The following is a 23,250-nucleotide window of genomic DNA, read 5'->3' on the forward strand; positions in this document are numbered from 1 at the left end:
CCATCCCATGCGCGTCGGCCGGCGTCCGTCGCGCGCCGTTCGACGCCGAGACCAATTGTGCCCACAGTCCGCCGCTATGCACGACACACAGTGGCCGACGATGGTTGTGCGCCTACCCCCTGGCTCAGCGTCCAAGGCGTCCGCGCACCATACCGACCAGCGAGTTGACTTCCTCGATCCGCATCCGGCGGGCGGCCACGAAGAAGACTCCGAACAGTACGGCCCCACCGGCCAGCAGTGCCGCGAACGAGCCCAGGACGCCCTGGCCGAGTGTCTGCACGACCCCGTAGCAGGCCGCGCCGCTGAGCAGCGCGGCGGGAACGGAGGCGATGCACAGCCGGGCGTAGGTCCGCAGCACCCGGGCGCCGTCCAGGTCCCCGCCCAGCCGCTTGCGCAGCCGGCGCCAGGCGACGCCGACACCGATCACGTAGGCCAGGCCGTAGGAGGCGGCCATGCCGACCACGGCCCAGCGGGCCGGGAGCACGACGTAGCAGATGCCCGAGGCGATCGCGTTGCCCGCGGCCACGATGACCGTGTTGTAGAAGGGGGTTCGGGTGTCCTCGTACGCGTAGAAGGCCCGCAGGACGACGTACTGCACCGAATAGGGGATCAGGCCGAGGCCGAAGGCCATCAGCATGTAGCCCATGTTGGTGGCCGCTTCGGTGCCGGAGGAGCCGAACATCAGCGTGCACATCGGGATGCCGAGCGAGACGAAGCCGAAGGCGATCGGCACGATCGCGACGGCCGTGGTGCGCAGGCCCTGGGAGATGTCGTCGCGGATGGCACCGCTGTCGTCCTCGGCCGCCGAGCGCGAGATACGGGGCAGCAGGGCGGCCATCAGGGAGACGGTGATGATGGCCTGGGGCAGGCCCCAGATCAGCTGGGCGTTGGAGTAGGCACTGAAGCCTGTTCCCGCGATGTCCGTGTCCTTCACCGACGCGGTCGCCAGCTGGGTGACGACCAGTGCGCCCGCCTGGTTGGCGAGGACGAACAGGATGGTCCACTTGGCGAGCATCGCCGCCTTGCCGAGCCCGTGGCCCTTCCAGTCGAAGCGCAGGCGGATACGGAACCCGGTCTCGCGCAGGTACGGGATCATCGCCAGGGCCTGGACGACGAGGCCGAGGAGAACGCCGACACCCAGGAGCCGCAGGCCCTCCGGCGGGATGTTCGTGACCTCCATCTTCGAGTCCGCGGCGGTGCCGTAGACCCAGATGAAGGTGCCGAGGGTGACGATGATGACGATGTTGTTCAGGACCGGGGTCCACATCATCGCGCCGAACCGGCCGCGTACGTTGAGGATCTGACCTATCACCACGTGAACGCCCATGAAGAAGATCGAGGGCAGGAAGTAGCGGGTGAAGGTGACGGCGACGTCGTTGGCCGCGGGGTCGGTGGCGACCGGGACCGACAGCGCGCGCACCAGGAGCGGGGCGGCCAGCCACGCGAGGGCGGTGAGGGCGGCCAGGGCCACCATCACCAGTGTCAGCAGGCGGTTGGCGTAGGCCTCGCCGCCGTCTTCGTCTTCTTTCATCGCTCGCACGAGTTGCGGCACGAAGACGGAGTTGAGGCCGCCGCCGACGGTCAGGATGTAGATCATCGTCGGCAGCTGGTAGGCGATCTGGAACGACTCGCCCAGCAGGGCGAGGCCGAGCGCCGAGACGATCATCGCGGACCGGATGAACCCCGTGAGACGGGACACCATCGTGCCCGCCGCCATCACGGCGCTCGACTTCAGCAGTCCCCCGGCCCGGCCGCCCTTCTTCGGGGCGGGAGCCGGTTCGGGTGCGGGAGCCTCGGCGACGGGAGGCGGCGTGGCGCCCGCGTAGTGGCCGGGCGTCGAGGACGCCGGTCCCGGCACCGGCGCGTAGGGCTGCCCGCCGCTCGCCGGCGGGTGGGCCGGGTGTCCACCGCCGTGCTGCTGGGGGTACCCGCCACCCTGCTGCTGGGGGTATACGCCACCCTGCTGGTCGGGGAAGGCGCCGCTCTGCTGCTGGTCGCGGAACAGATGGGCGAAGGCGTCCGGCTCGTGGCGCTGGTCGCCGGCCTGGCCGACCAGGTCGTCCACGCCCACGAACTGCGTGGTGCGCGGGTCGTCGCCGTACGGCAGGTACTGCGTCGGTCCGTCCGGTTCCGGCGCGGGGGTCCGGGCCCACACCCGCGGGTCGGGAGCGTACGGGGACTGGGGCGGCTGCCCGTACAGCGGCTGCTGAGGGGGGTGGGCGCCGGGAGGGGGCGGCGGGTGCGCGGCGCGGTCGTAGAGCGCCTCGGCGACCGGGTCCTGGGCGGCGAGGTCCTGTGCCCGGTAGGGATCCTGGTCGTAGGCGTCCTGGAGGTACGGGTCGGCGGGCGGCTGCGGCACCTGGTCGTGCCCGGGCGGCGGACCCTGCGGGGGGTCCGACTCGGGATAGCCCGAGTTGCCCGCGGCATGGCCGCGGTCACCGTCGTACGGCGCGTTCATGGTTACCCCACCTCATCGTCCCGGGCCCACCGGCCACGACATCCTCAACGGTCCACTCTCTCACCCGTGCCGGACGGGTCGGCGTTCTCCGGTGCGGTGTCCGGTGCCGGGTCACTCGGCTGCTCCGGGTCGTCCGCCCCGGACTGCTGAGTGGGACGCTCTCCGGCGGTTTCCGGGTTCTGCGGGTCGTCGGCGTCCTCGTCCGCCCCGTGGTCCCGCTCCTGGACCTCGCGGGCCGCGGCCCGCTTGCGCTGGGTGTACATCCGGAAGCCGGCGAGGACGAGCAGCAGCACGCCACCGCCGATGACCAGCATCACCGTGGCGGTGATCTCGGTGACCTTCACGTCGAACGTGACGGGCTCGCCGTACTTCTGGCCGTCCTGGGTATACAGCTGGGCGACCACCGTCGCCCGTCCGTTGGCGTTGGCGGACGTGGTGAACTTCACCGACTGGCTGTGGCCGCCGGAGACCGCGACGGGCTGCTCCTCGTAGGCGTCCCCGTCGATCTCGAGACGGGTCGGGTTGGTCGAGGTGAGGCGCAGCACCAGGTGCTCGACGCCCTGTACCAGGTTGTTCTGCACCGTCACGGGGATGGTGGCACTGCGGCCGGAGAGTTTCGTCTCCGACTTGTCGATCAGTCTGACCTGGCCGAGGAGCGTGTCGAGGTAGGCCTCGACGCCGCTCCGGTAGATCGCGGCCTCCGACTGCCGGCCCCGCCAGGACACGGACATCTCCCGGTTCAGGGCGCGCCCGAACGGGGTCACCACCCGGGACTGGTCGGAGAGGATCACCTTGAACTTGTCGAGCTTGGCCTGCGTCCTGGCGATCTGCTCGAACGTCGTCCGTGGCAGCTCGTGCTTGCGCAAGGAGGAGGGGTACGCGGAGGCCGAGGGAACCTTGGTGGTGGCGGCGGGGTCCGGCTGGGCCTTGGCGGCAGCCACGAGGTCCTGGGACTCGGACCAGGTGCCGTCCTGGAGGATCGTGAGCGCCTCGGCCATCGTCTGGGCCTGGCTCGCGGACGGCGTGCGCTGCGGTGCGACGACGACGCTGCGCTGCTTCCCCGTCTGCAGACCGAGGGTCAGGCTCTGGGCCAGGAACCGCTGCACCGCGAGCGTGGAGGTGGAGGCCTTGGTCATGTCGCCCTGGAACGCCGTGGACAGCCGCGCGTCCGCGACGACGGCCGTGGTGCCGCCGCCGATGGGCCGGGGCGCGGAGGGCGTGTACGACGGGCCGCCGGTCTCCTCGAAGGTGTCGCTGCGGGCGATCACCTTGTCGGCTCCGGCGGATGTGGCGACCTTGACGATGGAGGGGTCGACGGCGCCGTCGACGGGCCAGGCGAAGTCCGTGCTGGGCTTGACGTGGAGGATCGCGTCAACGGTGCTGGAGGCGACGTCGGTGGCTTCCTTGAGGTGGCTCAGCGAGCCGCTGACGGAGGTGCCGTTGTGGGCGAGGGAGGCCAGGTCGGGGTCGCCGAACGGCAGTGCGACGACCTCCTTGTCCGCCACGGCCTCCTGCACCTCGGTGAGCCAGCGTTTGGCGACCGCCTGCTGACTGCCGACGACGGTGTCGTCACCCTCGCCGGGGACCTCGTAACGGTCCGTCATCGCCTCGACGGACGCCAGCAGGTCCGGATCGATCACCCAGGTGACGTCGAGGTCCTTGCCCAGCGCCACCATCCGGTCCAGCCGGCCGCCCGGGGAGATCTCTTTGGCGAGGTCGTCGTCGTGGAAGACCGGCGTCTGCTGCTCGTCCGAACCCGTCTCCGCCGTCATGTGGACGGTGGAGATCAGCGGCCACATGAACGTCGTCTTCGTCTTCGTGCCGGCTTCGTCGGGCTGCCACGGCAGGAACGTCCGCTGGACGCCGAGGGTCTGAGGCCACGGCTGGGCGGAGGTCTCCCCGGAGAGCGCCACGGCCAGCTGGTAGACACCGTCCTGCCCGAGATCCAGCTTGTCCATCGGCACCGAGATGGTGAAGGGCTGCGAGACACCCGGAGTGAGCTTGGCGAACTCCTCGGAGTACTTGTCGCCGATCTCCGGGCCGAGGGCGCTCTGCACGTCGGTGCTGTTCTTGGCGACGCCGTCGATGCCCGAGCGGGTGTTCAGCAGCGGTCCCACACGCAGCCCCACGTGGGCGTCGGTGACGGTCTGCTTGCCCTTGTTGGTCACCGTTCCGGACACGGTGACGGTGTCGTCCTCGGTGGGGGCGGCGGGAGTGAGGGTGTCGACCGAGACGGAGACCGAGCCCGCGCCGGAGGCGGCCTGCGCCGCGTCCGCCCCCGCGGCGTCCGCGGGGGGCGCGGCGGGCAGCTGGACGAGCCCCGTCAGCAGGGGCACTCCGGCGAGCAGGGCTCCGGTGCGCCGCAGCCAGCGGCGGGCAGGTGAGGGACTCGTCCCCTGGAAGTCTGCCGCCTCGGCCACGCGCTCGCCCGTCCCTCGTCTTCGTCAGTGTTCGTCGGAATGTGCGTCCACGCATGGTAACGATGTGCGCTGGCAGGAAGTGCCGCGGACCGGTCCACAAGATCGGGGACGTGGGCTTGTCCGTGTATCGGCCGGGGTGTCCGCGCGTGCGTTATTGGGGGAGCCCTCGGCGGTTCGGGCCACGTACCCTCTTCTGTTGTGCCGAACGCCAACGAAGAGACCAGTGCCCTGAGCCAGGCGCAGGACCGCGCCGTGAGTGAACTGCTGCGGGTCGCCCCTGTCGCCGACGACCTCGCCCGCCGCTTCCAGGAGGCCGGGTTCTCACTCGCCCTGGTGGGCGGCTCGGTGCGGGACGCGCTGCTCGGCCGACTCGGCAACGATCTGGACTTCACGACCGACGCCCGCCCGCAGGACGTACTGAAGATCATGCGCCCCTGGGCGGACGCCGTCTGGGACGTCGGGATCGCCTTCGGCACGGTCGGCGCACAGAAGGAGGCCCGCGTCGGGGATGCCGACCGGAGCTTCCAGATCGAGGTGACCACCTATCGCTCGGAAGCGTACGACCGCACCTCGCGCAAGCCGGAGGTGTCGTACGGCGACTCCATCGAGGAGGACCTGGTCCGGCGTGACTTCACGGTGAACGCGATGGCCGTCGCGCTGCCGGAGAAGCGGTTCATCGATCCGCACGGCGGTCGCGTCGATCTGGCCGCGCGGGTGCTGCGCACCCCGGGCACGCCCGAGGAGTCCTTCTCGGACGATCCGCTGCGGATGATGCGGGCCGCCCGGTTCGCGGCCCAGCTCGACTTCGAGGTGGCACCCGAGGTCGTCACGGCGATGAAGGAGATGGCCGGCCGTATCGAGATCGTCTCCGCCGAGCGCGTACGGGACGAGCTGAACAAGCTGATCCTCTCCACGCACCCGCGCAAGGGACTGTCCCTGCTCGTGGACACCGGGATCGCCGCATACGTGCTGCCCGAGCTGCCGGCCCTGCACCTGGAGCGGGACGAGCACCACCGGCACAAGGACGTCTACGACCACACGCTGATCGTCCTGGAGCAGGCGATGGCCTTGGAGGAGGACGGCCCCGACCTGACCCTTCGCCTGGCGGCCCTGCTGCACGACATCGGCAAGCCGCGCACGCGCCGCTTCGAGAAGGACGGCCGCGTCTCGTTCCACCACCACGAGGTGGTCGGGGCGAAGATGACCAAGAAGCGCATGACGGCGCTCAAGTACTCCAACGAGCTGGTGAAGGACGTCTCGCGTCTCGTCGAGCTCCATCTGCGCTTCCACGGCTACGGCACGGGAGAGTGGACGGACTCCGCCGTGCGTCGCTATGTCCGTGACGCCGGACCGCTCCTCGGCCGGCTCCACAAGCTGACCCGTTCGGACTGCACGACCCGCAACAAGCGCAAGGCCTCGGCACTCTCGCGTGCGTACGACGGCCTGGAGGAGCGGATCGCCCAGCTCCAGGAGCAGGAGGAGCTGGACGCCATCCGTCCGGACCTCGACGGCAACCAGATCATGGAGGTCCTCGGCGTCAAGCCGGGCCCGGCCGTCGGCCAGGCGTACAAGCACCTGCTGGAGCTCCGGCTGGAGAACGGTCCGATGGGGTACGACGCGGCGGTGGCGGCGCTCAAGGAGTGGTGGGCCGGGCAGCAGGACTGAGGGCATGGAACGGAGTCATGTTTCACGTGAAACATGGCCCCGCTGACATGACGAGGGCGGTGTTTCACGTGAAACACCGCCCTTCGAGTCCGCGTGGAAGTGTTACTTCACTTCCTTGAGGCAGAGGACCACGTTGTGGCTGCTGTCGCCCGTCTGGTAGTAGGAGATCGTCGCCTCCTTGACGGCCTCGCACTTCGAGTCGTCGCTGGTGTTGTCGAACTTCTCGACGACCTTGTACTGGGCGTCGCTCGAAGAGCAGTCCACCGTCTTGAGGTCCGGGCTGATCTGCGTGCCCTCGTTGTGCATGCAGCTGCCCACGGACGTGGTCTCGGCGTCGCTCTGGCCGAAGAACCACTTGCCCACGCCGATGAGTACCGCGATGACGATGAAGCCGACGATGCGCAGCATCTTCTTGCTGAAGCGCCCGGCGGGAGCGGGCGGCGGGACCGGCGCACCCGGCGGGGGGAACCCGGGCTGGCCCGCCTGCTGCGGGAAGGTGGCCGGGCCCTGGGGCTGGCCGTAGGGCTGCTGCTGGCCCTGCGCGAACGGATTGCCCTGAGGCGGCGGAGTGGTCACTTGGGGTCCCCCTGGAACATGGGTGCGTGGCGCGAAAGACGCGTTGATAAGACGCACGTAAGCTACCGGCCCGCACTGACAACTCCGTAGCCCAATAAGGCTCTGTGGCGTTGATGTGACACTTACTGACGCTCAAAACGGGCCATAGCCACAGCTACTGCTCCGTAGATAACGGCGATCGTTACCACCAGCGGGACCGATCGGCCGTCCGGCGGGAGCATCAGGGCGGCCACTCCCGCGGCACCGACGAAGGCCACGTTGAACAGGACGTCGTACACGGAGAAGATCCGGCCGCGGAAGTCGTCGTCGACACAGGCCTGGACGAGGGTGTCCGTGGCGATCTTCGCGCCCTGGGTGGTCAGGCCCAGGACGAACGCCCCGGCCAGCAGGGGGCCGGAGGCGAAGGGCAGGCCGAGCGCCGGCTCCAGTACGGCCGCCGCCGCGGCGCACACCACGATCCAGCGGCCGGGGCCGAGCCGCCCCGCGGCCCAGGGTGTGAGGACGGCCGCGGTGAAGAAGCCGGCGCCGGACACCCCCAACGCCAGCCCCAGGAGGGCGAGTCCCTCGTCGGTGGTCGACGTCAGGGCGTACCGGCAGAGCATCAGCAGCATGACGAGCATCGCGCCGTAGCAGAACCGCATGAGCGACATCGCCGCGAGCGCCCAGGCGGCCTCCCTGCGCCGGGGCGCGGCGAGGTGCCGTACGCCCGCCGCCAGGTCACGAGCGGTTCCGGTGAGTGCCGTGGCCAGCCGGGGACGTACCAAGGCCCGGTCGGGACCTAGCAGTTCCTTCGCCATGCGCAGCGATGCCACGGCCGCGCACAGGTACAGCGCGGCGCCCACGAGCACCACGGCCGCATCGGAGTCGGCGACGACCAGACGGACGACGAAGGCGAGCCCGCCGCCCGCGGTCGCGGCGAGCGTCCCGGCGGTCGGGGACAGGGAGTTGGCGACGACCAGCCGCTCGCTGTCCACCACGCGCGGCAGCGCGGCGGACAGCCCGGCGAGGACGAAGCGGTTGACGCCGGTGACGCACAGGGCGGCGACGAAGAGGAGCCAGTCGGGCACCCGGACGAGGATCAGGAGGGCGGTCACCGAGGCCATCAGGGCGCGCAGCAGGTTGCCGTAGAGGAAGACCTGGCGGCGGCGCCAGCGGTCCAGGAGGACTCCCGCGAAGGGGCCGACCACGGAGTACGGGAGGAGCAGGACCGCCATCGCGGAGGCGATCGCCGCGGCCGACGTCTGCTTCTCGGGGGAGAAGACCACGTAGGCGGCGAGCGCGACCTGGAAGACGCCGTCGGCGCCCTGGGAGAGCAGCCGGACGGCGAGCAGACGCCTGAAGCCCTGGAGGCGCAGCAGGACGCGCAGGTCACGGACGACGGCCATGGGGCACAGCCTCACATACGGAGAGGGTCTCCGGGCCATGCGACCCGGAGACCCTCAACTGCCCACAGTGGGGAGGTCTTAGCGCTCGACCTCGCCCTGGATGAACTTCTCGACGTTCGCGCGGGCCTCGTCGTCGAAGTACTGCACCGGCGGGGACTTCATGAAGTACGAGGACGCCGAGAGGATCGGGCCGCCGATGCCCCGGTCCTTGGCGATCTTCGCGGCGCGCAGGGCGTCGATGATGACACCGGCGGAGTTCGGGGAGTCCCAGACCTCGAGCTTGTACTCCAGGTTCAGCGGGACGTCACCGAACGCGCGGCCCTCCAGGCGGACGTAGGCCCACTTGCGGTCGTCCAGCCAGGCCACGTAGTCGGACGGGCCGATGTGGACGTTCTTCTCGCCGAGGTCCCGGTCGGGGATCTGCGAGGTGACGGCCTGCGTCTTGGAGATCTTCTTGGACTCGAGGCGGTCGCGCTCGAGCATGTTCTTGAAGTCCATGTTGCCGCCGACGTTCAGCTGCATCGTGCGGTCCAGGACGACACCGCGGTCCTCGAACAGCTTCGCCATCACGCGGTGCGTGATGGTGGCGCCGACCTGGGACTTGATGTCGTCACCGACGATCGGGACGCCCGCCTCGGTGAACTTGTCCGCCCACTCCTTGGTGCCGGCGATGAAGACCGGGAGGGCGTTGACGAAGGCGACCTTGGCGTCGATGGCGCACTGGGCGTAGAACTTCGCCGCGTCCTCGGAGCCGACGGGCAGGTAGCAGACGAGGACGTCGACCTGCTTGTCCTTGAGGACCTGGACGACGTCGACCGGGGCCTCGGCGGACTCCTCGATGGTCTCCCGGTAGTACTTGCCGAGACCGTCGAGGGTGTGGCCGCGCTGGACCTGGACGCCGCTGTTCGGCACGTCGCAGATCTTGATGGTGTTGTTCTCGGAGGCGCCGATGGCGTCCGCGAGGTCCAGGCCGACCTTCTTGGCGTCCACGTCGAAGGCGGCGACGAACTCGATGTCACGGACGTGGTAGTCGCCGAACTGGACGTGCATCAGGCCCGGGACCTTGGACGCCGGGTCGGCGTCCTTGTAGTACTCGACGCCCTGCACCAGCGATGCGGCGCAGTTGCCCACGCCGACGATGGCTACGCGAACCGAACCCATTCCGGTTGCTCCCTGTGTGTACGAGTGAGGCCCTTCAGGGGGTCTCACGTGGCGGTGTCGTCGGGCGTATCCGGCCGGGGATCGTCCCCGGTCCGGGGCAGGCCGCCCGTCGCTCCAGATGTGGTGTCCTGCTGAGCGGGCCCCCCGGTGGCGGACCCCTTCAGGTCCCGCCCGGCCCGCTCGCTCTCGATGAGCTCGTTCAGCCAGCGCACTTCGCGCTCCACGGACTCCATCCCGTGGCGCTGGAGCTCGAGCGTGTAGTCGTCGAGGCGCTCCCGGGTCCGGGCCAGGGAGGCGCGCATCTTCTCGAGGCGCTCCTCCAGCCGGCTGCGGCGGCCCTCGAGCACGCGCATGCGGACGTCGCGCGACGTCTGCCCGAAGAAGGCGAACCGCGCGGCGAAGGTCTCGTCCTCGTACGCGTCCGGCCCCGTCTGGGAGAGCAGCTGCTCGAAGTGCTCCTTACCCTCCGCCGTCAACCGGTAGACGATCTTGGCGCGGCGCCCCGCGAGCGGAGCGGCGAGGGCGTCCTCGGTGGTGTTCCCCGGTTCCTCGATCAACCAGCCGTTGGCGAGCAGCGTCTTGAGGCAGGGGTAGAGCGTCCCGTAGCTGAACGCACGGAACACACCCAGTGACGTATTGAGTCGTTTGCGCAGCTCATAGCCGTGCATCGGAGATTCGCGGAGCAGGCCGAGTACGGCGAACTCGAGGATCCCGGAACGCCGGCTCATCGTCGCCTCCCCTCTGCCGCGGTCGTGCCGTGACGGGCTCGTGTGCGGCTCGTCGCCGCCTTTATGTCGAGCTGATGTATCGACTCGATACATCACGACGATAGAACGGCCTTCCGGATGCGACAAGGGGCAGAAAGGTGAACGGGATCACATCGCCGATTGATAGGGAGCAAGTTGCCTGATTTGAGGTGAACTTCTGTGCTCGGCGGGTTTTGACGGTGCGTAGTCTGTGCGCCATGCACACCACCGGGAACCGAGTGACGCCTGGGGACGTCTTGCTCCCCGGTGCAGTACGGGTGAATGCGGGAAGCGCCGCATCCGTACTTCGGGGGGACCGGAAACCAGCCGCCGTTTCCAGGCGCGCAAGGGTGCGCCTGCCCGAGGAGTAGTCGTTCGATGAGCGAGCACCGTCGCAAACCGCCGCAGCCGCAGGGAGGCGGACGTGCCGCGGCCCGACGCGGCCAGTCCGGCTCGTCCTCCGGCCGCCGCGCGGCACCGCGAGGCGCCACAGGGTCTCCGTCCGATTCCTATGGGTCGGGCTCCCGTGGCTCGGGGGGTGAGGAGCATACGTACAGTAGCCGCGCCGAGGCACGACGCGCGGCACAGAGAGGCGGGGGCCGCCGTGCCGGTGCCGCCGGCCCCGGCCGGGGCGGGGGGCGCTCGGCCCCTCCCGGAAAGAAGCGGATCATCGACTATCCGCGCTACGACAAGGACGGCTGGCGTCGCTGGACGCCGTCCTGGAAGCTCGTGTCCGGCCTGTGCATCGCGTTCTTCGGAAGCCTGGTCGCCGTGGCGGGGATCGGGTACGCGATGGTGAGCGTGCCCAGCGAGGAGAACGCCATGGCGTTGTCCGAGAACAACGTCTACTACTGGGCCGACGGCACCCAGATGGTCGCCACCGGCAGCGGGCAGAACCGGCAGAACGTCACGATCGACCGCATCCCCGAGGCCATGCAGTGGGCGGTGATCTCGGCCGAGAACAAGAGCTTCTACGAGGACTCGGGCATCGACCCCATGGGCATCGCCCGGGCGCTCGGCAACATGGCCACGGGTGGTGACACCCAGGGCGGCTCGACGATCACCCAGCAGTTCGTGAAGAACACCTACCTGAGCCAGGACCAGACGATCTCCCGGAAGTTCAAGGAGATGTTCATCTCGATCAAGGTGGGCACCAAGCTCTCCAAGGCCGAGATCCTCCAGGGCTACCTGAACACCTCGTACTACGGCCGTGGCGCCTACGGCATCCAGGCCGCCGCCCAGACCTACTACGGCAAGGACGCGGTCGATCTCACGCCCAGTGAGTGCGCCTTCCTCGCCGCCCTGCTCAAGGGACCGACGTACTTCGACCCGGCGGGCAACACGAACCTCGACTCCTCCGCCACCGCCGAGAAGAACCGCGAGCGTTCCGAGGAGCGCTGGAGTTGGATCCTCGAGCAGATGCACGGCGACGATCACCTCTCGGACGCCGAGTACCAGAAGGCGATCAAGGGGTACCCCGAGCCCCAGGGCCGCAAGGCGATCAAGGGCATGACCGGCCAGGTCAGCTATCTCGTCGACACGGCGAAGCGCTACGTCCTGAAGAACTCCGACATCACGGAGGCGCAGTTCGACCAGGGCGGCTACCAGATCTACACGACCTTCGAGAAGGACAAGGTCGAGGCGCTGGCCAAGGCCGTGAAGAAGGTCGAGAAGGAGAAGATCGACCCGAAGAAGCGCGAGGAGGACCAGCACGTCCAGTTCGGCGCGGCGTCGGTGAAGCCCAATGACGGCGCGATCGTCGCTCTCTACGGCGGTGCCGGCTTCGAGAACGGTCACTTTAACAACAACGCGGACACCTCGGGTATCCCCGTCGGTTCGACGTGGAAGCCGTTCGTGCTGGCCGCCGCGATGCACCATGGCACGTACAAGACGGACGGCGTAGGCGTCTCACCGCTCAGCAAGTACAACGGTGACGACCACCTGCAGATCAAGGAGAACGACGGCTCCCTCGTCCTCAAGAAGGACAACACGCCCTTCTACCAGGAGAACGAGACCGACTACAAGTGGGGTTACATCACCCTGCGCAAGGCGATGGAGCAGTCCGTCAACACCCCCTTCGTGCAGCTCGGCATGGACGTGGGGATGGAGACGGTGGCGGACGTCGCCGAGAAGTCCGGCATCTTGAAGGAGAGCTTCGCCACCCGCGACCCGTCATTCGCCCTCGGTACGTCGACCCCCAGCGCGATCCGCATGGCCGACGCCTATGCGACCTTCGCGGCATCCGGCAAGCAGGCCGACCCGTACTCGGTGACCGCCGTCAAGCACAAGGGGTCGGAACTGCCCGGTTTCGAGAAGCCGCGTGTCACGCAGGCGATGCCGGAGAACGTGGCGAACAACATCACCGACATCCTCGAGAACGTGATCGAGAACGGTACCGGTTACAAGGCGCAGGAGCTGGGGCGTACAGCAGCCGGCAAGACGGGTACGACCGACAAGAACAAGTCCGCGTGGTGGGTCGGCTACACCCAGCAGCTCGCGACCTCGGTCGGGATGTTCCGCGAGGACCCCAAGGACCACAAGCTGCTCTCCATGAACGGCACGGCGGGTGATGAATCCATCCACGGTGGTGACGTTCCCACGCAGATCTGGACCGAGTACATGAAGGCCGCGCTGAAGGGCGAGGACGACCCCGGATTCCCCAAGGCCGAGAAGATCGGTGAGATCGCGGACGGGATCGGAGCGCCGTCTCCCACTCCGACCGCCACGGAGACCGAGGAAGAAGAGGAGAAGGAGACGCCGACGGCGCCTCCGTCGCCCACGCAGACCGAGGTCACGCCGCCGCCACCGACCAACACCGCCACGTGCGGGCCGTTCGACTTCAACTGCGAAGACGACGGTGAGGAGGACAACGGCGGCACGGACAACGGCGGCACGGACAACGGCGGCACGGACGGAGGGGCGACCAGCTCGCCGGATCCCACGTCCAGTAGCGACACCGGAAACAGCAACGGCAACGGCAACGGAGGCGGTGGTGGTTTCTTCGGAGGCCCGGCCGGTTAGCCGACCTGTCGCCCGGCTTGGGTGTTTCACGTGAAACATGGGCCGCCGCACCTTCGGGTGCGGCGGCCCTCGGCGTATCCCCGGTCATGTACGGCAGGATGTGCGGCATGCCCAGTGGAGAATCGACGCAAGCGAGCGTCCACGAGCCGGAGCCGGTGCGGCCGACCGAGGAGGACCGGGTCGCCGCGGCCGGCAGCGAGCTGATCGGCGGTCCGCTCGGACGGCGTGCTCTGACCGGGACCTCCTGGTGGACCCCGGTGCGAGTGATCGCGCTCGTGGCGATCGGCATGTTCGCCCTCGGCCTGGTGCAGAAGGCCCCCTGCTACAACGGTGCCTGGTTCTTCGGCGCCAGCTCCCAGTACACGCATGCGTGCTACTCGGACATCCCGCACCTCTACCAGGGACGCGGCTTCGCCGACGGGCTGGTGCCGTACTTCGACAGGCTCCCCGGGGACATGGAGTACCTCGAGTACCCGGTGCTGACCGGCCTGTTCATGGAGGTCGCCGCCTGGCTCACCCCCGGCAGCGGCAGCATTCAGGACCAGGAACAGTGGTACTGGATGGTCAACGCCGGAATGCTCATGGCGTGCGCGGCCGTCATCGTCGTCTGCGTGACCCGTACGCACGCGCGGCGGCCCTGGGACGGCCTGCTGGTCGCCCTGGCACCGGCCTTCGCGCTGACCGCGACCATCAACTGGGACCTGCTGGCGATCGCTCTGACGGCCGCCGCGATGCTGATGTGGTCGCGGGGGCGCTCCCTCGCCTTCGGTGTCCTCCTCGGGCTCGCCACGGCCGCCAAGCTCTACCCCGTGCTGCTCCTCGGGCCGCTGCTGGTGCTGTGCTGGCGCGCGGGACGATGGCGGGAGTACGGCACGGCCCTCGGCGGCGCGGCCGTCGCCTGGCTCGTCGTGAACGGGCCCGTGATGCTCTTCGCGTTCGACGGCTGGTCGAAGTTCTACACGTTCAGCCAGGAGCGAGGCGTCGACTTCGGTTCCTTCTGGCTGATCCTGGCGCAGAACTCGGACGACCCGCTGAGCACCGACACGGTCAACACGCTCGCCACGGCGCTGATGCTGCTGTGCTGCGTGGGCGTCGCGGCCCTCACGCTCACGGCCCCCCGCCGACCGCGCTTCGCCCAGCTCGCCTTCCTGATCGTCGCGGCGTTCATCCTCACCAACAAGGTCTACTCGCCGCAGTACGTCCTGTGGCTGGTGCCGCTGGCGGCCCTAGCCCGGCCGAAGTGGCGGGACTTCCTCGTCTGGCAGGCCTGTGAGGTGGCGTACTTCCTGGGCATCTGGATGTACCTCGCCTACACGACCAGCGGGGACGCCCACAAGGGACTGCCCACCGACGGCTACCACTGGGCGATCGGCGTGCATCTGCTGGGGACGCTCTACCTGTGTGTCATGGTCCTGCGCGACATCCTGATGCCGGAGCGGGACCCGGTGCGCCGGTCCGGTGACGACGACCCCTCGGGCGGGGTGCTGGACGGAGCCGAGGACGTGTTCGTGCTCGGGCCGGCGGCTCGCCCCGCTCGTCACGCGGCCCACTTCGAGGGGCCTCCGGTCGAATGGGGCAGGACGGAAACCACCGGAGGTTCGCTCTGAGCGAACAACCCGGAGGGTGACGCTCCCTCAGGGAGCGGGAAAGGCCGTACACGGGAGAACCGTGTACGGCCTTTCCCGCTGTCAGCGCGTGTACGGCCTTCCCGCTGTCAGCGGTCGACGAGCCGGTCGAACTGCGTGGTGGTGTGCCGGAGATGGGCCACCAACTCCTCGCCCACCGTCGGTTCCGGCGCGTCCGCCGGCACGAACAGGATCGACACCTGCATGTGCGGCGGCTCGGCGAACCAGCGCTGCTTGCCGCCCCAGACGAACGGCGAGAGGTTGCGGTTGACCGTGGCGAGGCCGGCGCGGGCGACGCCCTTGGCCCGCGGCATGACCCCGTGCAGGGCCTTGGGGGCCTCCAGGCCCACTCCGTGCGACGTACCGCCCGCCACGACCACCAGATAGCCGTCGGAGGCGGCCTTCTGCTGGCGGTAGCCGAACCGGTCCCCCTTGGCGACGCGCGTGACGTCCAGGACGGCGCCCCGGTACTCGGTGGCCTCGTGGTCCCCCAGCCAGAGCCGGGTGCCGATCCGGGCGCGGAAGCGGGTCTGCGGGAACTGCTGCTGCAGCCGGGCGAGGTCGTCGGCCTTGAGATGGCTCACGAACATGGTGTGCAGCGGGAGACGGGCCGCCCGCAGGCGGTCCATCCAGCCGATGACCTCCTCGACGGCGTCCGAGCCGTCGGTGCGGTCCAGCGGCAGATGGATGGCGAAGCCCTCCAGCCGGACGTTCTCTATCGCGGAGTGCAGCTGGGGCAGGTCCTGCTCGCTGATGCCGTGCCGCTTCATCGAGGACATCACCTCGATGACCACCCGGGCGCCGACCAGGCCGTACACGCCGTCGACGGACGACACCGAGCGGATGACCCGGTCGGGCAGCGGCACCGGCTCCTCGCCGCGCCGGTACGGCGTCAGCACCAGCAGGTCACCGCCGAACCAGTCCTTGATCCGGGCGGCCTCGTACGTCGTGCCGACGGCGAGGACGTCCGAGCCCAGCCGGGTGGCCTCCTCGGCCAGCCGCTCGTGGCCGAAGCCGTAGCCGTTGCCCTTGCAGACCGGGACCAGCCCCGGGAACTGCTCCTGCACGTGCTTGTGATGCGCCCGCCAGCGCGCGGTGTCGACGTAGAGCGTGAGCGCCATGGCCGGACCTGGAACCTTTCTCGTGGCTGCGGTGTATCAGAAGTATGGGAGCGAACGGAGCCGCCGGAGCGGCGAAACAGAGGTCAGCGGCGCGACATGTAGATGTCGAGCGCCTTGTGGAGCAGCTTGTTCAGCGGGAAGTCCCACTCGCCGAGGTACTCGGCGGCCTGGCCGCCGGTGCCCACCTTGAACTGGATCAGACCGAAGAGGTGGTCGGTCTCGTCCAGCGAGTCGGAGATGCCGCGCAGGTCGTAGACGGTCGCGCCGAGCGCGTAGGCGTCGCGCAGCATCCGCCACTGCATCGCGTTCGAGGGCCGGACCTCGCGGCCGATGTTGTCGGAGGCGCCGTAGGAGTACCAGACGTGCCCACCGACGATCAGCATCGTCGCCGCGGACAGGTTCACGCCGTTGTGCCGGGCGAAGTACAGCCGCATGCGGTTGGGGTCCTCGGTGTTGAGGGCCGACCACATGCGCTGGAAGTACGACAGCGGGCGGGGCCGGAAGTGGTCGCGCACAGCTGTGATCTCGTACAGCCGCTGCCACTCGGGCAGATCGTTGTAGCCACCCTGGACGACCTCGACGCCGGCCTTCTCCGCCTTCTTGATGTTGCGGCGCCACAGCTGGTTGAAGTTCTTGTGGACCTCTTCCAGGGCGCGGTTGGCCAGCGGCACCTGGTAGACGTAGCGGGGCTGGACGTCCCCGAAGCCGGCGCCGCCGTCCTCGCCCTGCTGCCAGCCCATGCGGCGCAGCTTGTCGGCGACCTCGAAGGCGCGGGGCTCGATGAAGTCGGCCTCCAGGTCGCGCAGACGCTTCACGTCCTGGTCCTGGATGCCCTTCTTGATGGTCGAGGCCTCCCAGCGCCGGATGATCACCGGCGGCCCCATCTTCACCGAGAACGCGCCCTGCTGCTTCAGGTGGGCGAGCATCGGCTCGATCCACTCCTGGAGATTCGGCGCGAACCAGTTGATGACCGGGCCCTCGGGCAGATAGGCGAGGTAGCGCTTGATCTTGGGCAGTTGCCGGTAGAGGACGAGACCGGCACCGACCAGCTCACCTGTCCGGTCGTCGAACCATCCGAGGTTCTCCGAGCGCCATTCCGCCTTGACATCAGCCCAGGCCGGGACCTGCATGTGGCTCGCCGACGGCAGGCTCTGGATGTAGGCCAGATGCTGCTCTCGGCTGATGGTCCTCAGGGTCAGGCTCATTCGGGGCGCTCCTCGGGCTGGTGTGTCCCCATGGGTTCAGGGGCTCCGGCTCTCGCGCGAAGCCTACTGCGCCTCGGGGGCGCCCCGGTTGGGCGCACGGGACCTTCGCCCCGGCCCGTCGCCGGCCGGGGCGTTCGACGATGTTCGAAAGAGGGGGTGCCCGACGTCAGTCGAAGAGACCGCCGAAGAGGCCCCCGTGCGCCATGCCCAGGAAGAACCCGACCGCCGCGGCACCCAGGCCCAGGACGAGGCCGAAGCGCTCGCGGGTCGTCACCGAGATCCACTGGCCGTACACGCCGGTGAGGATCCCCACCAGGCCGGTCCAGGAACTGAGCAGGTGCAGGTGGTGGAACATCGCCGTGATGAAGGACGTGATACCCAGCACCAGGGTCACCGCCATGAGGGTGTCCTGGAGCGGGTGGGGTTTGCCGTCCGTGGCGAAAAGGCCTCCGGCGGTGTTGGGTCGCAATGCCTGTGCCATGGGGCACCTCCTGCGAAAGGCGGCGGATCGTAGCGCCGTACACACCCGATGTGTACAGATTGACTGTCCCCACGGCCGGATTTCAACCGGAAGCCGCTGTGCGGGTACTCTGTACCGTCCGCACCGGTCTCTGTCCGGACAGAGCCAGGCAAGCCGAGGAAGGGCCACGGTCCGCCCCGGCCGGCCTGGGAGATCGCCGCCCGGCCTCGATTGTCAGTGGCGGCTGTTTTACTGACAGGCATCGTTGCGACAACGCATCACGACCCTCCTGCCACGGAACGACCGTGGCCGCTGAGTCCAAAGGAGGTGGGTTCCACATGCGTCACTACGAGGTGATGGTCATCCTCGACCCCGACACCGAGGAGCGCGCTGTCTCCCCGCTGATCGAGAACTTCCTCTCTGTCGTCCGTGACGGCGGCGGAAAGGTCGAGAAGGTCGACACCTGGGGCCGTCGTCGTCTCTCGTACGAGATCAAGAAGAAGCCCGAGGGCATCTACTCGGTCATCGACCTGCAGGCCGAGCCTGCGGTCGTCAAGGAGCTCGACCGCCAGATGAACCTGAACGAGTCGGTCCTCCGGACCAAGGTCCTCCGCCCCGAGACCCACTGAGCTCTTCCGCTCAGCTGATCCCGGGACTCGAGTAGCAGCACAAGCAGCCAGCAGCAAACCCGCCGAGAGGTTCCCCATGGCAGGCGAGACCGTCATCACGGTCGTCGGCAATCTTGTCGACGACCCCGAGCTGCGCTTCACCCCGTCCGGTGCGGCCGTCGCGAAGTTCCGTGTCGCGTCGACGCCCCGCACCTTCGACCGCCAGACGAACGAGTGGAAGGACGGCGAGAGCCTGTTCCTGACCTGCTCGGTCTGGCGTCAGGCGGCGGAGAACGTCGCCGAGTCGCTCCAGCGAGGCATGCGCGTCATTGTGCAGGGCCGGCTGAAGCAGCGGTCCTACGAGGACCGTGAGGGCGTCAAGCGCACGGTCTACGAGCTGGACGTCGAGGAAGTCGGCGCCAGCCTGCGCAACGCCACGGCCAAGGTCACCAAGACCACCGGCCGCGGTGGTCAGCAGGGTGGTGGCGGCTACGGCGGCGGTGGCGGCCAGGGTGGCGGCGGCTGGGGCGGCGGCCCCGGCGGTGGCCAGCAGGGCGGCGGCGCTCCCGCCGACGACCCGTGGGCGACCGGCGCTCCCGCCGGTGGCCAGCAGGGCGGTGGCGGCGGCTGGGGCGGTGGCTCCGGCGGCAGCGGCGGCGGCTACTCGGACGAGCCCCCCTTCTAGGCGGGCCGTACCCACACTTCTTGATCACACAGGAGAAACATCATGGCGAAGCCGCCTGTGCGCAAGCCTAAGAAGAAGGTCTGCGCATTCTGCAAGGACAAGGTCACGTACGTGGACTACAAGGACACGAACATGCTGCGGAAGTTCATTTCCGACCGCGGCAAGATCCGTGCCCGCCGCGTGACCGGCAACTGCACGCAGCACCAGCGTGACGTCGCCACGGCCGTCAAGAACAGCCGTGAGATGGCGCTGCTGCCCTACACCTCCACCGCGCGATAAGGGAAGGGTGACCGACTCATGAAGATCATCCTCACCCACGAGGTCTCCGGCCTCGGTGCCGCGGGCGACGTCGTCGACGTCAAGGACGGTTACGCTCGCAACTACCTGGTTCCGCGGAAGCTCGCGATCCGCTGGACCAAGGGCGGCGAGAAGGACGTCGAGCAGATCCGTCGTGCTCGCAAGATCCACGAGATCCAGACCATCGAGCAGGCCAACCAGGTGAAGGCCCAGCTCGAGGGCGTCAAGGTCCGCCTGGCCGTCCGCTCCGGCGACGCCGGTCGTCTCTTCGGTTCCGTCACCCCGGCCGACATCGCTTCGGCGATCAAGGCCGCCGGTGGTCCCGAGGTCGACAAGCGCCGCATCGAGCTGGGCTCGCCGATCAAGACGCTGGGCGCCCACGAGACGTCCGTGCGTCTGCACCCCGAGGTGGCCGCCAAGGTCGACATCGAGGTCGTCGCCGGCTGAGTGCCGCGCTCGCTGAAGCAGTGAGCATGGGGGCCGCACCCTTCGGGGTGCGGCCCCCGTCGCCGTGTTCCACGTGAAACGGTCAGCGTGCGGCGCCCGTGACGATCCAGCGGCCGGAGCGGGTGCGGAGCCACAGGGTCAGCATCCGCACGGTCATCATGAGCGTCATCGTGGCCCACAGTGCGGTGAGTCCGCCCCCGAGTGAGGGAACCAGCAGGGCGGCGGGGGTGAACACCGCGAGGGTCAGCAGCATCGCCCAGGCCAGGTACGGTCCGTCGCCCGCGCCCATCAGGACCCCGTCCAGGACGAAGACGACGCCGCAGATCGGCTGGGACAGTGCCACCAGCACCAGGGCGGGCAGCGCCGCGTCCGTGACCGTGGCGTCACTGGTGAACAGGGGAAGGAACACCGGCCGGGCGAGCACCACCAGGACGCCGAGGACGACACCGACCGCGATACCCCACTCGACCATGCGGCGGCATGCCTCACGGGCACCCCGGTCGTCGCCGGCGCCCAGATAACGCCCGATGATGGCCTGCCCGGCGATGGCGATGGCGTCCAGCGCGAAGGCGAGCAGGCTCCACAGGGAGAGGATGATCTGGTGGGCTGCGATCTCGGAGTCGCCGAGACGGGCGGCGACGGCTGTCGCGATCATCAGGATCGCCCGGAGCGAGAGGGTCCGGACCAACAGGGGAACGCCCGCCCGGGCGGACGCCCTGATCCCGGCGGCGTCCGGGCGCAGCGACGCCCCGTGCCTGCGTGCTCCGCGCAGCACCACGGCCAGGTAGACCGCGGCCATGCCGCACTGCGCGATGACGGTGCCCCAGGCGGAGCCCGCGATGCCCAGGCCGGCGCCGTAGACCAGGGCGACGTTGAGCACACCGTTGGCGGCGAAGCCGGCGATGGCGACGTAGAGAGGTGTCCTGGTGTTCTGCAGTCCGCGCAGGACACCGGTCGCGGCGAGAACGACCAGCATGGCCGGTATGCCGAGTGTGGAGATCCGCAGATAGGTGGTCGCGTGGGGAGCCGCTGTGTCGGAGGTACCGAAGAGGTCCACGAGGGCGGGGGCCGTGGGCAGGACGACGGCCATGACGGTGGCGCCGAGGAGCAGGGCCAGCCAGATTCCGTCCATGCCCTGGCGGATGGCCGAGGGGAGGTCGCCGGCTCCGACGCGCCGGGCGACGGCGGCCGTGGTGGCGTAGGCCAGGAAGACGAAGACGCTCACGGCGGTCATCAGGAGGGCCGAGGCGACGCCGAGACCGGCGAGCTGTGCCGTGCCCAGATGGCCGACGACGGCGCTGTCCGCCATGACGAAGAGCGGCTCGGCGACGAGAGCGCCGAAGGCGGGGACTGCCAGCATGACGATTTCGCGGTCATGCCGCCGTCGAGCGGCTCCGGGCCGCGCGGGGGCCTGTGTCATGTGCACCAATCTAATCGTCCACAGGTAAGAGATGCAAAGCTCTGTAGACCCTTACTCTGTGGCTCTGGGTGTGGGCTTGGGTACATCGCATGAAGCGATCTTGAGCCGACTGGGAAACTTTTTCTTCTGCACAGCCGGTGGATGATGAAAGCGCAGGTCACGGCCTTGTGGACATCAAGGGTTTGGTCTTGTTCACAGGGCTGTCCACCGGCTCGTGCACAGGTTTCGCGGAGTTCTCCACAGCATTGGGCCGGTCGTCCACAGGGCCTGTGGATAACCAGATTGGCTGACGGTGCCGACGGGCCTACGGTGGTCCGGCGCTCGCTCCGTCCACCGGTTTCAGAAACGCCACAAATCCGGCGCGCGACAACTGGAGTTGGGCCTCTTATTTGTCAGTGCCGTGCCGTAGAACAGAGAGGCACGGCGAGGTCCGTTCCGGCGGACGGGAGGAGGTGGCTCGGTGAGCATTTCCGAGCCCTTGGACGACCCGTGGGCCGAGAGCGGACCCAGTGATCGTCTGCCCGCCTCCCGTCGCCGCGAGGACCGGGGCAGGGGCCGCGACGAGCAGCACGACCGCGGCCGGGACAACGGCGCGTGGGACGGCGGAGGCTCCGCGTTCGAAAGGGTGCCGCCGCAGGACCTCGAGGCCGAGCAGTCCGTGCTGGGCGGCATGCTGCTGTCCAAGGACGCCATCGCCGACGTCGTCGAGATCCTCAAGGGCCACGACTTCTACAAGCCGGCGCACGAGACCATCTACACGGCCATCCTCGACGTCTACGCCAAGGGCGAGCCGGCCGACCCCATCACCATCGCCGCGGAGCTGACCAAGCGCGGTGAGATCAACAAGGTCGGCGGGGCCTCGTATCTGCACAACCTCGTCCAGACGGTCCCCACGGCGGCCAACGCGGCCTACTACGCGGAGATCGTGCACGAGCGCGCAGTGCTGCGCCGCCTGGTCGAGGCCGGCACGCGCATCACACAGATGGGATACGCGGCCGACGACGACGTCGACGAGATCGTCAACCGCGCGCAGGCGGAGATCTACGCGGTCACCGAGCAGCGCACCAGCGAGGACTACCTGCCGCTCGGCGACATCATGGAGGGCGCGCTCGACGAGATCGAGGCGATCGGTTCGCGCAGTGGTGAGATGACCGGGGTGCCCACCGGGTTCACCGACTTCGACTCGCTCACCAACGGCCTGCACCCGGGTCAGATGATCGTCATCGCCGCGCGTCCCGCGATGGGCAAGTCGACGCTCGCCCTGGACTTCGCGCGGGCCGCGTCCATCAAGAACAACCTGCCGAGCGTCATCTTCTCGCTCGAGATGGGGCGCAACGAGATCGCGATGCGCCTGCTGTCCGCCGAGGCCCGGGTCGCCCTGCACCACATGCGCTCCGGCACGATGACCGACGAGGACTGGACGCGCCTGGCACGCCGGATGCCGGACGTCTCGGCGGCACCGCTCTACATCGACGACTCCCCGAACCTGTCGATGATGGAGATCCGCGCCAAGTGCCGTCGCCTCAAGCAGCGCAACGATCTGAAGCTGGTCGTCATCGACTACCTCCAGCTGATGCAGTCCGGTGGTTCCAAACGCTCCGAGAGCCGTCAGCAGGAGGTCTCGGACATGTCCCGTAACCTCAAGCTGCTCGCCAAGGAACTGGAGATCCCGGTCATCGCGCTCTCCCAGCTCAACCGTGGCCCCGAGCAGCGCACGGACAAGAAGCCGATGGTCTCCGACCTGCGTGAGTCCGGGTCCATCGAGCAGGACGCCGACATGGTCATCCTGCTGCACCGCGAGGACGCCTACGAGAAGGAGTCCCCGCGCGCGGGTGAGGCGGACCTGATCGTGGCGAAGCACCGAAACGGTCCGACGGCCACGATCACGGTCGCCTTCCAGGGCCACTACTCGCGTTTCGTGGACATGGCGCAGACCTGACCTGTTCCTGC

General features: G+C 68.7%; 18 protein-coding genes. 8 read left to right on the forward strand and 10 right to left on the reverse strand.

Annotated features, from left to right (window positions below; translation table 11 throughout):
- Window positions 1–124 precede the first annotated feature (124 nt).
- Window positions 125–2,458, reverse strand: coding sequence for a murein biosynthesis integral membrane protein MurJ (murJ, locus tag AMK33_RS15210; protein WP_073933333.1), 2,334 nt, complete (start codon window positions 2,456–2,458; stop codon window positions 125–127).
- A 44-nt stretch (window positions 2,459–2,502) separates the two neighbouring features.
- Window positions 2,503–4,878 (reverse strand): DUF6049 family protein, encoded by a 2,376-nt coding sequence (locus AMK33_RS15215; protein ID WP_073933334.1) that lies wholly within the window; start codon window positions 4,876–4,878, stop codon window positions 2,503–2,505.
- A 198-nt stretch (window positions 4,879–5,076) separates the two neighbouring features.
- Here AMK33_RS15215 and AMK33_RS15220 point away from each other — a divergent pair, with 198 nt between their 5' ends.
- A complete protein-coding gene (locus AMK33_RS15220) occupies window positions 5,077–6,543 on the forward strand; it encodes a CCA tRNA nucleotidyltransferase (protein WP_073933335.1) in 1,467 nt (488 codons plus the stop codon).
- A gap of 102 nt (window positions 6,544–6,645) precedes the next feature.
- On the opposite strand, the gene AMK33_RS15225 is transcribed toward AMK33_RS15220, so the two are convergent.
- The 4 genes from AMK33_RS15225 to AMK33_RS15240 all read right to left on the reverse strand — a co-directional run bounded on the left by AMK33_RS15225 (window position 6,646) and on the right by AMK33_RS15240 (window position 10,393).
- The gene (locus AMK33_RS15225; RefSeq protein WP_073933336.1) at window positions 6,646–7,119 is read right to left on the reverse strand and encodes an LppU/SCO3897 family protein; all 474 of its coding nucleotides are present in this window, start codon (window positions 7,117–7,119) and stop codon (window positions 6,646–6,648) included.
- A gap of 122 nt (window positions 7,120–7,241) precedes the next feature.
- The gene (locus AMK33_RS15230) at window positions 7,242–8,504 is read right to left on the reverse strand and encodes an MFS transporter (protein WP_073933337.1); all 1,263 of its coding nucleotides are present in this window, start codon (window positions 8,502–8,504) and stop codon (window positions 7,242–7,244) included.
- Between the two features lie 78 nt (window positions 8,505–8,582).
- On the reverse strand, window positions 8,583–9,665 hold the full coding sequence (locus AMK33_RS15235) for an inositol-3-phosphate synthase (RefSeq protein ID WP_073933338.1): 1,083 nt from the start codon (window positions 9,663–9,665) through the stop codon (window positions 8,583–8,585).
- A 44-nt stretch (window positions 9,666–9,709) separates the two neighbouring features.
- Window positions 9,710–10,393 (reverse strand): PadR family transcriptional regulator, encoded by a 684-nt coding sequence (locus AMK33_RS15240; RefSeq protein WP_030857073.1) that lies wholly within the window; start codon window positions 10,391–10,393, stop codon window positions 9,710–9,712.
- Between the two features lie 396 nt (window positions 10,394–10,789).
- Between AMK33_RS15240 and AMK33_RS15245 the strand changes: the two genes are divergently transcribed.
- Both AMK33_RS15245 and AMK33_RS15250 read left to right on the forward strand, forming a co-directional pair.
- Window positions 10,790–13,432, forward strand: coding sequence for a transglycosylase domain-containing protein (locus AMK33_RS15245; protein WP_201263029.1), 2,643 nt, complete (start codon window positions 10,790–10,792; stop codon window positions 13,430–13,432).
- Between the two features lie 98 nt (window positions 13,433–13,530).
- Complete coding sequence (locus tag AMK33_RS15250; RefSeq protein WP_073933339.1) at window positions 13,531–15,039, forward strand: glycosyltransferase family 87 protein; 1,509 nt, start codon at window positions 13,531–13,533, stop codon at window positions 15,037–15,039.
- A gap of 107 nt (window positions 15,040–15,146) precedes the next feature.
- Here the strand turns inward: AMK33_RS15250 and AMK33_RS15255 are convergent, their stop codons facing one another.
- The 3 genes from AMK33_RS15255 to AMK33_RS15265 all read right to left on the reverse strand — a co-directional run bounded on the left by AMK33_RS15255 (window position 15,147) and on the right by AMK33_RS15265 (window position 17,864).
- The gene (locus AMK33_RS15255; protein ID WP_030857077.1) at window positions 15,147–16,178 is read right to left on the reverse strand and encodes an alanine racemase; all 1,032 of its coding nucleotides are present in this window, start codon (window positions 16,176–16,178) and stop codon (window positions 15,147–15,149) included.
- Window positions 16,179–16,261: 83 nt separating this feature from the next.
- On the reverse strand, window positions 16,262–17,383 hold the full coding sequence (gene femX / locus AMK33_RS15260; protein ID WP_073933340.1) for a peptidoglycan bridge formation glycyltransferase FemX: 1,122 nt from the start codon (window positions 17,381–17,383) through the stop codon (window positions 16,262–16,264).
- 166 nt (window positions 17,384–17,549) lie between these two features.
- Entirely contained in the window at window positions 17,550–17,864 is a 315-nt protein-coding gene (locus AMK33_RS15265; RefSeq protein WP_073933341.1) for a hypothetical protein, read from the reverse strand.
- A gap of 317 nt (window positions 17,865–18,181) precedes the next feature.
- On the opposite strand from AMK33_RS15265, the gene rpsF reads away from it, so the two are divergent.
- From rpsF to rplI, 4 genes are all read left to right on the forward strand, one after another.
- Window positions 18,182–18,472 (forward strand): 30S ribosomal protein S6, encoded by a 291-nt coding sequence (gene rpsF / locus AMK33_RS15270; RefSeq protein WP_004929252.1) that lies wholly within the window; start codon window positions 18,182–18,184, stop codon window positions 18,470–18,472.
- A gap of 76 nt (window positions 18,473–18,548) precedes the next feature.
- Window positions 18,549–19,136, forward strand: a complete 588-nt coding sequence (locus AMK33_RS15275) for a single-stranded DNA-binding protein (protein ID WP_073933342.1) — start codon at window positions 18,549–18,551, stop codon at window positions 19,134–19,136.
- A 42-nt stretch (window positions 19,137–19,178) separates the two neighbouring features.
- Entirely contained in the window at window positions 19,179–19,415 is a 237-nt protein-coding gene (gene rpsR / locus AMK33_RS15280) for a 30S ribosomal protein S18 (protein WP_003949403.1), read from the forward strand.
- Window positions 19,416–19,433: 18 nt separating this feature from the next.
- Window positions 19,434–19,880, forward strand: coding sequence for a 50S ribosomal protein L9 (gene rplI, locus AMK33_RS15285; RefSeq protein WP_030820148.1), 447 nt, complete (start codon window positions 19,434–19,436; stop codon window positions 19,878–19,880).
- An 82-nt stretch (window positions 19,881–19,962) separates the two neighbouring features.
- On the opposite strand, the gene AMK33_RS15290 is transcribed toward rplI, so the two are convergent.
- Window positions 19,963–21,300, reverse strand: coding sequence for an MATE family efflux transporter (locus AMK33_RS15290; RefSeq protein ID WP_073933343.1), 1,338 nt, complete (start codon window positions 21,298–21,300; stop codon window positions 19,963–19,965).
- A 460-nt stretch (window positions 21,301–21,760) separates the two neighbouring features.
- Between AMK33_RS15290 and dnaB the strand changes: the two genes are divergently transcribed.
- Window positions 21,761–23,239 (forward strand): replicative DNA helicase, encoded by a 1,479-nt coding sequence (gene dnaB / locus AMK33_RS15295; RefSeq protein WP_073933344.1) that lies wholly within the window; start codon window positions 21,761–21,763, stop codon window positions 23,237–23,239.
- Window positions 23,240–23,250: the final 11 nt, after the last annotated feature.

It is taken from the genome of Streptomyces sp. CB02400, from assembly GCF_001905725.1.
Lineage (GTDB): Bacteria > Actinomycetota > Actinomycetes > Streptomycetales > Streptomycetaceae > Streptomyces > Streptomyces atrovirens.

Bases quoted from the DNA above. Each gene is read 5' to 3' on its own strand.
- AMK33_RS15275 (WP_073933342.1), top strand. From the start codon at position 18,549: ATGGCAGGCGAGACCGTCATCACGGTCGTCGGCAATCTTGTCGACGAC.
- femX (WP_073933340.1), bottom strand. From the start codon at position 17,383: ATGAGCCTGACCCTGAGGACCATCAGCCGAGAGCAGCATCTGGCCTAC.
- rplI (WP_030820148.1), top strand. From the start codon at position 19,434: ATGAAGATCATCCTCACCCACGAGGTCTCCGGCCTCGGTGCCGCGGGC.
- AMK33_RS15250 (WP_073933339.1), top strand. From the start codon at position 13,531: ATGTGCGGCATGCCCAGTGGAGAATCGACGCAAGCGAGCGTCCACGAG.
- AMK33_RS15230 (WP_073933337.1), bottom strand. From the start codon at position 8,504: ATGGCCGTCGTCCGTGACCTGCGCGTCCTGCTGCGCCTCCAGGGCTTC.
- AMK33_RS15255 (WP_030857077.1), bottom strand. From the start codon at position 16,178: ATGGCGCTCACGCTCTACGTCGACACCGCGCGCTGGCGGGCGCATCAC.
- AMK33_RS15290 (WP_073933343.1), bottom strand. From the start codon at position 21,300: ATGACACAGGCCCCCGCGCGGCCCGGAGCCGCTCGACGGCGGCATGAC.
- AMK33_RS15240 (WP_030857073.1), bottom strand. From the start codon at position 10,393: ATGAGCCGGCGTTCCGGGATCCTCGAGTTCGCCGTACTCGGCCTGCTC.
- rpsF (WP_004929252.1), top strand. From the start codon at position 18,182: ATGCGTCACTACGAGGTGATGGTCATCCTCGACCCCGACACCGAGGAG.
- rpsR (WP_003949403.1), top strand. From the start codon at position 19,179: ATGGCGAAGCCGCCTGTGCGCAAGCCTAAGAAGAAGGTCTGCGCATTC.
- AMK33_RS15235 (WP_073933338.1), bottom strand. From the start codon at position 9,665: ATGGGTTCGGTTCGCGTAGCCATCGTCGGCGTGGGCAACTGCGCCGCA.
- AMK33_RS15245 (WP_201263029.1), top strand. From the start codon at position 10,790: ATGAGCGAGCACCGTCGCAAACCGCCGCAGCCGCAGGGAGGCGGACGT.
- AMK33_RS15265 (WP_073933341.1), bottom strand. From the start codon at position 17,864: ATGGCACAGGCATTGCGACCCAACACCGCCGGAGGCCTTTTCGCCACG.
- murJ (WP_073933333.1), bottom strand. From the start codon at position 2,458: ATGAACGCGCCGTACGACGGTGACCGCGGCCATGCCGCGGGCAACTCG.